Source organism: Vibrio sp. SG41-7, from assembly GCF_014164465.1.
Taxonomy (GTDB): Bacteria; Pseudomonadota; Gammaproteobacteria; order Enterobacterales; family Vibrionaceae; genus Vibrio; species Vibrio splendidus.
In genome coordinates this window covers 70,873-82,793 of sequence record NZ_JACJFF010000011.1, presented here as the reverse complement: position 1 = coordinate 82,793, position 11,921 = coordinate 70,873, and the positions used below count along the sequence as shown (strand labels likewise).

At 43.6% G+C, this 11,921-nt stretch carries 9 protein-coding genes and 1 pseudogene; 3 read left to right on the top strand and 7 right to left on the bottom strand.

What is annotated here, in order from left to right:
- Positions 1-118: 118 nt before the first annotated feature.
- Together H5300_RS04985 and H5300_RS04980 are read left to right on the top strand one after the other, a co-directional pair.
- Positions 119-271: pseudogene (locus H5300_RS04985) on the top strand (diguanylate cyclase domain-containing protein); the annotation flags it as partial.
- 164 nt (positions 272-435) lie between these two features.
- Entirely contained in the window at positions 436-2,031 is a 1,596-nt protein-coding gene (locus H5300_RS04980; protein ID WP_061023202.1) for a DEAD/DEAH box helicase, read from the top strand.
- 555 nt (positions 2,032-2,586) lie between these two features.
- Here the strand turns inward: H5300_RS04980 and H5300_RS04975 are convergent.
- On the bottom strand, positions 2,587-4,116 hold the full coding sequence (locus tag H5300_RS04975; RefSeq protein WP_182795551.1) for a DUF3612 domain-containing protein: 1,530 nt from the start codon (positions 4,114-4,116) through the stop codon (positions 2,587-2,589).
- Positions 4,117-4,285: 169 nt separating this feature from the next.
- Between H5300_RS04975 and H5300_RS04970 the strand changes: the two genes are divergently transcribed.
- Positions 4,286-4,882 carry a malate synthase gene (locus H5300_RS04970; RefSeq protein ID WP_017079616.1) on the top strand — a complete coding sequence of 199 codons (597 nt, stop codon included), beginning with the start codon at positions 4,286-4,288 and terminating at the stop codon, positions 4,880-4,882.
- Between the two features lie 186 nt (positions 4,883-5,068).
- Here the strand turns inward: H5300_RS04970 and H5300_RS04965 are convergent, their stop codons facing one another.
- From H5300_RS04965 to H5300_RS04940, 6 genes are all read right to left on the bottom strand, one after another.
- Entirely contained in the window at positions 5,069-6,085 is a 1,017-nt protein-coding gene (locus H5300_RS04965; protein WP_004730002.1) for a GGDEF domain-containing protein, read from the bottom strand.
- 401 nt (positions 6,086-6,486) lie between these two features.
- Complete coding sequence (locus tag H5300_RS04960; RefSeq protein ID WP_004730009.1) at positions 6,487-6,699, bottom strand: cold-shock protein; 213 nt, start codon at positions 6,697-6,699, stop codon at positions 6,487-6,489.
- Between the two features lie 360 nt (positions 6,700-7,059).
- A complete protein-coding gene (locus tag H5300_RS04955) occupies positions 7,060-8,337 on the bottom strand; it encodes a cytosine deaminase (protein ID WP_182795550.1) in 1,278 nt (425 codons plus the stop codon).
- 9 nt (positions 8,338-8,346) lie between these two features.
- The gene (gene codB / locus H5300_RS04950; protein ID WP_032545837.1) at positions 8,347-9,585 is read right to left on the bottom strand and encodes a cytosine permease; all 1,239 of its coding nucleotides are present in this window, start codon (positions 9,583-9,585) and stop codon (positions 8,347-8,349) included.
- Between the two features lie 704 nt (positions 9,586-10,289).
- Positions 10,290-11,513 (bottom strand): HlyD family secretion protein, encoded by a 1,224-nt coding sequence (locus tag H5300_RS04945; RefSeq protein ID WP_017082492.1) that lies wholly within the window; start codon positions 11,511-11,513, stop codon positions 10,290-10,292.
- Positions 11,507-11,857 (bottom strand): MFS transporter, encoded by a 351-nt coding sequence (locus H5300_RS04940; protein WP_017082491.1) that lies wholly within the window; start codon positions 11,855-11,857, stop codon positions 11,507-11,509. The genes H5300_RS04945 and H5300_RS04940 overlap by 7 nt, the downstream gene beginning before the upstream one ends.
- Positions 11,858-11,921: the final 64 nt, after the last annotated feature.

The window sequence follows — 11,921 nt, the reverse complement described above, 5'->3', positions numbered from 1 at the left end:
GAGTCGTATCGTGTTGGTTAATCAGCGTGATTTTTTGTTCATTGGATAGTGTTATTTTCATGTCACCTAGCATGATCCTCATTTTGGCTAAAATCAAGCACCTTCAATGATCACGGGTATATGTACGACACCAGTGGTCTATGAGACTCACTCAATTTATCTGCGAATCAGTGTTGGTTGGGTTATTCATAACAATAACTACGATGATGTCGATGCACTCTTGAAAGCGGCTGATGAAAAAATGTACGAACAGAAGCGACAAGTTATGTAGGTTGAATTGGAGCTGTGATTAGAATTTAGTTGCTGAATGTGGGGAAAAGCCTCAGAATACCGCGCTTTGCTCCTTATCAATCCAATTGATGAGCGAAAGCTGTAGCAACGACTTCTTTCTGCGCGTTGCTCATACTAAATGTTATTCAACTGAGAAAATAATCTATGAGTTTTACCTCCCTGGGCCTTTCTGAACCGATCCTTAAAGCTATTGAAGCACAAGGTTACGATAAGCCATCACCAATACAAGAGAAAGCCGTACCTGCTGTCCTAACGGGCAAAGATGTTATGGCCGCTGCTCAAACAGGTACAGGTAAAACTGCAGGCTTCACGCTACCTATTCTTGAAATGTTGTCAAAAGGCCCTCGCGTACGTCAAAACCAAGTTCGTGCGCTAGTGCTAACACCAACCCGTGAGCTTGCTGCGCAAGTGAATGGCAGCGTAGTGAAGTACGGTATTAACTTACCTCTTACTTCTACGGTGGTGTTTGGTGGTGTGAAAATTAACCCTCAGATGCAAAAACTGCGTAAAGGTAGTGATGTACTGGTAGCAACACCGGGTCGTCTACTTGACCTATACAACCAAAATGCTGTGCGTTTTGATCAACTAGAAATTCTAGTGCTAGATGAAGCTGACCGCATGCTAGACATGGGCTTCATTCGTGATATCCGTAAGATCTTGGCTTTTCTACCTAAGAAGCGCCAAAACCTACTGTTCTCAGCGACGTTCTCTGATGATATTCGTGGCTTGGCGAAAGGCTTAGTCAACAACCCAGTTGAAATCTCGGTAAGCCCTGCAAACTCAACGGCACCAACCGTTGAGCAAAGCATCTACCCAGTAGATAAAAAGAAAAAAAGCGCAATGCTAGCGAAGCTCATCAAAGATAATGATTGGCGACAAGTGCTTGTGTTTAGCAAAACGAAACATGGCGCAAACAAGCTTTCACACTTCCTTGACGAGCAAGGCATCTCAGCGGCGCCTATTCATGGTAACAAGAGCCAAGGCGCGCGTACTAAAGCCCTAGAGAACTTCAAAACGGGTAAGGTACGAGTATTGGTGGCGACTGATATCGCAGCGCGTGGTATCGATATTCCGCAACTGCCTCAAGTAGTGAATTTCGACCTTCCAAACGTATCAGAAGATTACGTTCACCGTATTGGTCGTACTGGCCGTGCTGGTGAAGTGGGTAAGGCAATTTCATTGGTTTGTGCTGATGAAGTGGGTGAACTGTTTGGTATCGAGCGCCTTATTCAGCAAGTGCTTGAGCGCCGTGAACTTGAAGGTTTTGCACCTGTAAACAAGTTGCCAGAATCTCGTTTGGATTCGCGTCCGATTAAGCCTAAGAAGCCGAAAAAGACACGTGAACACTCTGATGGTCAACGTTCTGGTGAGAATGCTCGCGGGCACAAACCAGCAGGCAAGAACAAGCGTCATGTTTCTGGTTCAGGTTCTGCTCCTAAGCGTAAGCCTAATGCGAACAAGCCGAACTCAGGTAACAAAGGCTCTGACAGCAACTCTGCAGTTGCTGGTGATGATAAATCTTTAAGAAATAATGGCAGTAACTATAAGCGTGGTAATGCGGCAAACAAGCCTTCTACGAATAGTTCTGGTAAGCCAGCTGGTGCAGGTAAACCTAATAAGTCTGGTTTCGGTGGCGGTAATGGCTCGAGCAAACCGTCGAACAAATCAGCAGGTAATAAGCCTACAGGTAACAAGCCTTCACCATCTAGAAGCCGTTCTAAGCCTGCACCTCAGAAATAGTAGCTCTTTGGTAGACCGAAAGGTTGAGAAGGTAGCTTTGTAGCGGTTCAGCAACGAGAATTACTTTTTAAGAAGATTCTCGTTTATTAGCGAATTTCTGCAATTTAACTCGAATAAGCGCGAATATTGAATTTCAATGTTCGCGTTTTTTTATGGGTATTATTGGGGGAATTAGAAGTGATTTCTTGGCCGTAAAAACGACTGAATCAAGAAGAAATACGCTATTGAGAGGAAAGGTAATGATTCGTTAATGATTTATTAATAACAACATAATCACTAGCGTTTTTGTGGATCTTTGCAATTTGCAATTCCAGTTTGCAAAGCAAGCAGGGGTTTACGGCTAATACGTGTTCAGATGCTTAGTAAATACGTGTTTTAAAAGTTGGCACGTATGCTGCATTAGTAACGGTGACCCTTCTTAAGCCGAGGGTCACCTAGCCAACTGACGTTGTTAGTGAACCCATATTGTTCACACAAAATATATAACCAATCACCTTTATTGTGGTTGGTTTTTTTTTGCCTGAATTTTGAGTTCTACTTGTTGGTTTTACTTTTTTACTCACCACACTTCGAGTAACAGCTTGGTTGGCGAGGGCACTCTCCACCTCTGGAGCAGATAAGCCTAGCCTCTGTCTCAATCCCACGTTCAATCCAATTTATATTTAGAATCTTGGCTATTGTCGTGAGATCTTTCTTGATGTTACGTGGGATTACCACAGAGCCACCATTGTTGACGCATGACGCCTTAAGCTGCTCTGCAATATCTCTTGAATTACCGCCTTGAGCATCAATCGCTGGGTTTAAGTCTATACCAGCACACAACACACGATTGTTACCCGCAGGATCCGTCATATTGATGGATTCACAGCAATAGATTCTTGGCTCATCTCCTACATTTAAAATGGAGATCTGAGCTGAGCTACCCGCTCGAGGTTCTGATAATCGACGGAACACTGCCCAATGTTGACATGGGTCGGCGACCGTTCTCATATTCCCCCAAGGCAGTGGAATCCCGTTCCCGCGGTATACCGCCTTGAGTTTCCCCAGCCCATAAGCATCAAAGTAGTGCCAGTGAGGGTAGGGCGATACTACCGTCATTCTACGCATCGCAACAGAGGGGGAAACCCCCGCTCTCTTATGAACGTCTATTTCGTAACCAGTGCGGTCTAGCAGCTGTCTAAACGGGACTTTCGGGCACAGAAGTGCTCCAGCAAAGAAACTGGATTCAAAGTCTCGCCACGCTTGCAGAATGTCTTGAGAATTCAACTGTGAAGAGCCTGAAATCTGGTTGTCATCCCATGTGTTGTTGTTACCGACCGACAACACACTCTTTAGGCCTTCTTTACTATGCAGAATGCAATGGCCGATATAAACCGAGAGATCGTATTTCAGACGAGTGGGGTACTCTTTGAGAATTTCGTTTAAAAAGATCGTACCGGGAGGCTCAAAGAATGAAGTAACCAGTTGCTTGGCATTAATTCCTAGCTCATCAACCACGTCCTGCGGCGTGCGCGTAACCCAGCGGATGTTAATACCAAGGGTTCTAGCGATGTCTATCAGGTCTTCTACGCTCAGGTTAAGACGTTTTAGGCCAACCTCCTCTGCGGCACGCTCAAGGTCAGGGAAGTGGTTCTGGTTGCTTTCTTGGTGTGCCCTAATCAAGAGGTGCGCAAACTGACGGCCAGAGATCCCCGTTTGTGACAGCATCTCAGGAATCGCAATCTGCAGGATGTCGTTGGAGAAAAGAAAGCTAGGCTCGAGTGCCATGCCACTTATCCCACCACGATTCCCTTTGTCAGGTGCAATGGCTTGTTGTTCTGATTCGTCGTCGAGGAACCACGTTGGGGTCTTCTGAAAAACCTGCGCAATCACTTCCAGCATGTCGATGCTTGGCACACGCTTTCCACGTTCAATCATTGAAAGGTAAGAAACGGAAGGTGCGTATTCTGGGTTGATTCGAATACAACGCGCAGACAGATCTTCCATCGTTAAATGGTTACGTTTTCTTAGGTTACGTATTTTCGTACCTAGGAAATGAGACTGACGAACTAAACTTTTTGACAAGGCCATATTTGTAAAATTCACATTGTAAAATTTTTGTTGTGAAATTGTATGTAAAAAAGCGCTAATCTACAAACTAAGCAATTCACAAAATGACAAATAAGTTAAACGTTAGTTTGGAATAATTGCTCTAGGACACATTTTTGCTGTAGAAATCGGTGGTTATCACCGGGCTAGTCAAGAGGGAAAGACTATGAATATGCTTACATTCGATAAAACAGAAATCCAAAAACAATCAAAACCATTTATCGCTGAAGCTGTCTTTGCCGTGGAGACAATCAGTGCCAACCAGCAAACAGAGAAGCAAGTGAAAGCAAAACAGCTGCTTGATCGACTGTTCCCATTAGAGAATGGTTCACATCAAGACGTAACCAGCTACGTAGTTGATTACCGCCATATCATGGCTTACTTTAAAGATGGTCAGCACAGCGGCCTAAAGCACCCTAAACAGTTTGTAGCGTACATGGGTGAGAAGAATGACCCAGACTCTATCTTGTTCCGAGATGGCAGTGGCAGTCACTTAGAAGTGATGTTTGGATGTCATAAAGGGACAGGGTGTATTGAATTGGTAGAGATCGATGATATTCAGTTAGAATCATGCACTACGTTCGGTCAATCGCCAGTGGAATCAACGACCACAATGCGCGAAGAGACCATTGCAGCTATGCGCCACTGGATCAGTTTGATTCAAGGTGATGCAAAGGGCAAACCAAAGGCATGCAGCGAAGATAAAGAGTTTAGAGCAAAGAGTGGTGAAGATTACTGTCTGAATTACTGCTACCAACTTTAGTCGCATGAGATAAGGTTTGGAACGCTGAAGGGTTTGAACCCAGTAAGTACTAAGCCGATACACATAGCCAACGAAAAAGCCCCAAAGATTAACGTACTAGTTAGTCTTTGGGGCTTTTTGTTGTTTTTTAAATGTATATCAATTCGCGTTCACGGGTTCTCATTGAGCAGAACCAGCGGTGAAACCTTAAAGAGGCATGACTCGGTTGCGGCCAAGTGATTTCGCTTCGTAAAGTAGCTTATCAGCTCGTTCGATCAGTGATTGCGCCGACTCACCGGGCTCAAGTTCAGCGACACCAAACGATGCGGTGATACTACCGACTTGTTGACCACTGCGACGATCTTTAATAGACAGCTTTTCTAGAGAGCGTCGATTAGTATCAGCGAGCTGACGAGCAATACGCAAAGACTTGTTTGGCACGATGAGTGCGAACTCTTCACCACCAAATCGATACGCAGAAATACCTTCACGGCAACTTAACTTCAGCTTGCGAGCTATCCCTTTAAGAACCATATCGCCAAACAAGTGGCCATAGGTGTCATTGAAATTTTTAAAATGATCGATGTCGAGAAGAATCAAACACAAAGATTCTTTCGCTTCACACAAGGTTTCTATATCACGGTCGAAAGAGCGACGGTTATAGAGTGTTGTTGTACTGTCAAAGAGCGCATCTTTCTGCACTTCTACCAATTGGGTTTTAAGCTTGGAAATTTCTGATGTAGCAGAGTGCAGCTGAGAATTTAGAAACTGAGTAGAGTGACGAATATGACGAGATTCAGAAACCAACTGACGAACCAACGACATGACTTCGTCGATCGATAAACTTTCATTATCAACACGAGCCAAATCCTCGAAGCTTTGATCGATCATATCGGAGAAAGCTGAGGTATCGGTGAGAGTATCATTCATTGAATTCGAAACTTCAGAAACTAACAGTTCTAGGTTCGCGCGAAGATCGTTGATATTGGTTTCAGATTTGCTCGCAACGTAATTGTTGTAAAGCTGTTCACCAACGGCTGGAGGACAAATGCCGTAGTGTTCTAAAACACCATCCATGTCTTTAGTTAGCTGCGGGATAGCATTATCGACATAGGTGTACCAAAGTGCGTAATTTGCAGGTGTGGTAGACACTCTGTTCTTCATCATAAGAGGTACCGCTTTTTTTAGATTAGCGGTGGATTTCTGGAATTCGTCTTTTTTCATTATTTTTACTGCAGATACCAAACTAACTCAAGCCACTTGTGGACAAGGTTAGCGGATTTCGGAGGTCTTTGCTTTAAAAATTATATGATTAATAGATGAGGATTGGATAAATAACTCATTTTTATTATGAATATCGATTGCGTATTCATAAATGGTGTCTAATGGATTGTTCTTTAACCATATTTTTGGTTATTCACTATGGAACATAAGTTGAGTTTTGTATTAAAACCTTAGTTCGGGAGAGCACTGTGATCTCAGAATCGATTGGAGAAGTAACTCGATTGAAGAAGTGACCCAGAAATTTGAATCGAGAGAGGGAAAGGATGAAAACATTTATGAGCAGATACAAAAAAGCGCCGATAAAAATCAGCGCTTTAAAATTCTTTTTAGCTAAAAGCTAATTATTGAGCAACAACGTTTGCTGCTTGTAGGCCTTTTTGACCGTTTTCAACTTCGAAAGAAACCTTTTGGCCTTCTTTCAGAGTTTTGAAACCTTCTGAAGCGATTGCACGGAAGTGTACGAATACGTCAGCACCGCCGTTGTCTTGAGAAATGAAACCGAAACCTTTCTCTTCGTTAAACCATTTTACAGTGCCAGTATTTGTGTTAGACATAATTTGTCCCTTATTCATAAATTTTCTAAATTGTTGATTGCATTACTGCAATGCGCTGATAATTGAATTATTTAATGTTGCTAAGAAATAAGGAAAAACTACTTACAAAAACGGGTAACGATTTTACATGTCATTTTTTACTATTCATCTAACTTAAATAACTCCGGCTAACAGAGCGAGTGCATGTTAACACAGTCTTTCCGGTTGTACACTCATTGATTGAGAAATCAGCGAGTTTTTTTGTCATGTTGTGCTCGTTAACAAAACCACCTGAAATAGCTGATAGTTTTATAAAATCGCACGCCATGACAAAGTAAAAAGGAAGCCTAAGCCTCCTTTTCATCATTAGTATAGACGATATTATCGTTTGAAGTTGATATCTTCAGTTTTATCTAAATTAATTTTTGTTTTCGCTGGTTGAGTCTCTGCGATTACCTTGCCGTGGCGGATAGAGTACTGCACTGGTACTTGGCGGCGCACGGCATCAAAGCCATCGTCAGCAGGAAGAATTAGCAGGCTGCCTGGCTTACCTTCCTCAATACCGTAGTTGTCTTGGATGTTCAATGTACGAGCTGAGTTCTTGCTGATTAAATCAAGAGAGGTGTTGATTTGGTCGTACCCCATAACTTGTGTTACGTGCAGTCCCATGTGCAGAACTTGAAGCATATTCGCTGTACCCAGCGGGTACCATGGGTCAAACACATCATCATGGCCGAAACACACATTGATATTAGCCGCTAGCATCTCTTTAACACGAGTCACACCACGACGTTTCGGGTAGTCGTCGAAACGGCCTTGTAAGTGGATGTTCACTAACGGGTTTGCCACGAAGTTAATGCCAGACATCTTTAATAGACGGAATAGGCGAGATGCGTAAGCACCATTGTAAGAACCCATTGCTGTAGTATGGCTTGCCGTTACCTTATCACCCATGTCGAATTTGTGCGCAAGGGCTGCCAGTGTTTCAACGAAGCGAGATTGCTCGTCATCGATTTCATCACAGTGAACGTCGATCAAGCAGTCGTACTTGCGTGCAAGCTCGAACGCATAGTGCAGAGATTCAATACCGTACTCACGAGTGAATTCGAAGTGAGGGATAGCACCAATAACGTCAGCGCCGATCTTCACAGCTTCTTCAAGCAATTCTTTGCCGTTAGGGTATGAAAGAATGCCTTCCTGAGGGAATGCAACGATCTGGATGTCGACCCACTCTTTCATCTCTTCACGAACTTCAACCATCGCTCGTAATGCAACTAACGTCGGATCTGATACATCAACGTGAGTACGCACGTGTTGAACACCGTTAGCAATCTGCCATTTCAGTGTTTGTTTCGCACGAGACTTTACGTCTTCGATTGATAACAATTCTTTACGCTCAGCCCAACGCTCAATACCTTCAAACAAAGTACCAGAGATGTTCCAGTTAGGTTCGCCAGCCGTTTGCGTAGTATCTAGGTGAATATGCGGTTCACAGAAAGGAGAAACTGCAATACCACTTTCAGCATCAAGGATGTCACCTTGATGATTGATTGGTGCATCATTATCGAGAATGCGAGAAAATTGACCATTTTCAATCAGGATTTGTTTCAAGCCGTCTTGGTCTTGAAGCTTCGCGTTCTTGATTAATAAGGTTGTCATAGTGTGTCCTTAGGCGGCCTGAGATTTCAGAGCGTTTTTATTCAATAGAGGGTTAAGCACGAGGTAACTGATTGCACCACCAAACACGGCATTTAAAGGAACGATGCCAGGGAGGAAGTGACCAGCGGCTACGCCTGTTGCTACTGCGATAATGCCAGCCCAGTTAACGGTTTGGAACTCTGCTTTTGCAAAATCTTTGTAACGTTTACGGTTCGCAAAGAAGTCGGCGATGATTACGCCACCAATGGGTGGAATGGCCAGCGAAAGGAAGGTTAACCAGCCGACGAAGTTGTTGTACAACCAAAGCGCGAAAATCGTACCTACGATACCGTTAATGATAGACATTGTAGTACTTGAGCGACCTGTGATGTTAGATAAACCAAGACCTGACGCATAAAGTGCATTTTCATTGGTTGTCCAGATGTTCAAGCCTAGAACGATGATGGCTGGAAGAAGTAGTCCTTGCGCAATCATCACATCTGAAATGTCAGAGAGCCCCGTCGCTGCTGCACCTGCCGCGCCAAAGATAAACATCAGTGAGTTACCGATGAAGAACGCGACCATGGTAATTAACACTGCGCTCGCTGGCTTTTTACCAAAGCGAACGAAATCGGCAGTTAACGTACCCGCACTCACGAATGAACCGACAACCATTGCTAACGCCATGGAGAAGTCCATTGGTGTTTCCGGCTCAATCAGTTGTAGCTGTTCTAGCCCGCCAACACTGTCTACCGCGGTCAATACTGAGTAACCACCTAGAATCGCAATCGCAGGAACCGCAATCGCTGAAAGCACCATGAGTGCTTTAATACCGAAGTACACCGTACCTGTCATCAACAAGCCTGATACAACAATCAAGGTGTTGGTATCAATGCCCGTGGCTTTTTGTACCGGAATCGCAAACATGGCAACGCCCACACCAAACCAACCGACTTGTGTACCACCAAGTAGAGCAGAAGGAAGCCATGAGCCTTTAGTACCGAAAGAGAAACGAGCAAGGAGGTGAGTAGAGAGGCCAGTAGATGAGCCGATGTAGCCAAGAAAAGAAGTGTAAATACCGAGAATTAGGTTACCGATGAGTACGGCGAGGAAGAAATCGTTGAATGAAAGACCTGTCCCGAGTGAACCACCTGTCCACATACTTGCAGAGAAGAAAGTGAGTCCAAGCATTACCATGGTGAGTGAAGCGACTCCTTTCCTAGCCGATGTAGGAACCGGCCCAAGACTGTAGTTATTATCAGCAGCCATTTTTTACCTCCGCAAATGATCAAAATTAAATTTAACGGTCGCCGTATTGCAGGCAAACGTGCGCATTATGGTGATATAAATCACGTAGTCAATGCTAATTTTGTCAATAAAAGCGGTGTGGAATCAGTTATTGAACTAAAAACAATACAAAACATAAGGTTATGTTTTGTATTTTTTTAATTAAAATAAATAGAAAACGTTTTCTATAACGCATCAGGTATCTGTTGTTCATAGTTGGCTATGAATGTTGATTATTATGTTTATGAATGGGTGTCTGTATGTTGGGCGGGCGTTGTTTCTTAAATGACAGGCAAAAAAATGGCCAATCGCAATATTCGCAATTGGCCTATATATATCGTGAACAACAAAGGTTCACTAACAACGTCAGTTGGCTAGGTGACCCTCGGCTTAAGAAGGGTCAATGTATACATTGCAGTTAGTGTGCCAACTTTTAAAACGACGTAAAATGGGTGTTTTATAGCAATTTGGTGTGTATTTAAGCTGGTTTTTCGCGTTTTGAAATTATAATTTCGCAAAACGAAAATGCATTATGCAAAATACGGATGGATTGTCTAAGTTAAGTAATAAGAGCTATTTTGTATTTTATGCCGACAGCTAGTACTAACTCGTCTTTGTTCTTCCCCAAAAAAGCCAGCATGCTTTAAGGGCATACTGGCTTTGTATTGATTGACTTGTTACTTAAGTTAGATTGAGTAAAAGAAGTACAACTGAGATTTCATTCGAATGATAATCCCACGTATTACGTCTAGGAAGCCCATAAAGCCAATCGGCTTCTCACCGCTTACCCAAGCTAGTCCAACGGAGCCTACAGGAATATCGTAACCTTCCGTTTCGTCAATTTTTAAGCGGACAAAGTGGTGTTTGTTTTGAAGGTTTCTGCCTGTGGTAACGCGAACCTGTTCATCAATACCTAATAAGCTAGCTTGTGCTTCACCCGTCGCTTCAACAATGCCTTCTACGGTTGCAGAGAATATTTTCCCCGGGTATACCGCGGTCGAAAATTCTGCTGGTTGACCCACCTTAACATTGCGAATCGCTTGGTGATTGACTCGCATCAATACGTACTTCTCTTCGGTATACATCTGGATACGAGGCATCATTGAAACGCGTTGACCCTCACGAAGGATAAAGTTCGTTACAAAGCCGTCAGTCGGTGCCGTGACTTTGGTACTGTTCAAGTCCCATTGTGCTTGTGCCAATGTTGCTTTTGCTGAATCGACCTCAGTCTGCTTCTTGCTTACATTGGTTTCAGCCTTGTGGATGTTTAATTTCGCATTCTCGGCATCGACTTCTTTCTTGCTAAGCTGAGATTCCAATGTCGTAACGTTATACGTCGCTAAGTCTACCTTTGCTGTTTGTTGGTCGATGTCAGTTTCTGTAATCGTATGTTCTACGACACTGTTTTGTTTCTGGTAACGGTCAAGGGTCTTAGATTGCAACACTAGATCGGTCTTTGCTGACTCTATCTGTGCAATAGATGTTTTGATGTCTTCTAGCGCCGACTGATAGCTGATTTTAGCAATGCTGACTTCTTGGCGAGCGGTATCTAAAGCGACTTTTGTTGACTCAAGTTGAACGCCTGCTTTGTCTCTCGCAATCACATATTTAGTGTCATCGATTTCGTAAAGAAGTTGCCCTTCAACCACATCTTGGTTTGGGCTGATGTGAACCTTTGTGGTTTTTCCTGTGACCGCTGTTGAGTCCGGACGTAATTGAATATGTGGAGACTGAACAACCGACCCTCCAGATAGGTCCATCGGAGTAAAGTTGATTAACCCAACCCATACGAACATCAACCAAGATGTACCACCTAAGTAAGCAAACGCTTTGGTGCCTTTATTCCAAGGCATACCGACCAGTCTCAGTAAATAAATGAACAGTGCCCAAATCGCTAAACCTTCTAACATACTGGGTTCTCCTCATTTTTATCATTTTGTTCCGGCGGTACATCAGATTTTGGCGGCGCTTTCCAGGTGTCTCTCAGATTGATGATGGCTTTTTCCATATCAACAAAGGCCAAGATGACGGCGAGTACCCATACCCAGTGCCAGATAAAACCAATCCAAGTTAATGCGGTGATCAAACCGAGTTGTTGGTGCTCTTTGCTGTGAGCTTTATTGATTGGTAATTCATGCACACGCCAGAACCCGTAACATGCAGCAGCGATAGTTGCGATCAATACAACGCCTGCTACAACGTGTAGAGCGGTATCGGCGCCGGTGCCGACAAATGGGACACTCACTAAACTCATTGATAAACCCTAGGTTAAATTGAGCACAGAGTGTGATTGATATCAGATTTAGAAGTTGAAAATT

What these genes read in the sequence shown, in the direction of transcription:
- H5300_RS04980 (WP_061023202.1), top strand. Translation starts at nt 436, where the DNA reads ATGAGTTTTACCTCCCTGGGCCTTTCTGAACCGATCCTTAAAGCTATT.
- H5300_RS04970 (WP_017079616.1), top strand. Translation starts at nt 4,286, where the DNA reads ATGAATATGCTTACATTCGATAAAACAGAAATCCAAAAACAATCAAAA.
- H5300_RS04965 (WP_004730002.1), bottom strand. Translation starts at nt 6,085, where the DNA reads ATGAAAAAAGACGAATTCCAGAAATCCACCGCTAATCTAAAAAAAGCG.
- H5300_RS04960 (WP_004730009.1), bottom strand. Translation starts at nt 6,699, where the DNA reads ATGTCTAACACAAATACTGGCACTGTAAAATGGTTTAACGAAGAGAAA.
- H5300_RS04955 (WP_182795550.1), bottom strand. Translation starts at nt 8,337, where the DNA reads ATGACAACCTTATTAATCAAGAACGCGAAGCTTCAAGACCAAGACGGC.
- codB (WP_032545837.1), bottom strand. Translation starts at nt 9,585, where the DNA reads ATGGCTGCTGATAATAACTACAGTCTTGGGCCGGTTCCTACATCGGCT.
- H5300_RS04945 (WP_017082492.1), bottom strand. Translation starts at nt 11,513, where the DNA reads ATGTTAGAAGGTTTAGCGATTTGGGCACTGTTCATTTATTTACTGAGA.
- H5300_RS04940 (WP_017082491.1), bottom strand. Translation starts at nt 11,857, where the DNA reads ATGAGTTTAGTGAGTGTCCCATTTGTCGGCACCGGCGCCGATACCGCT.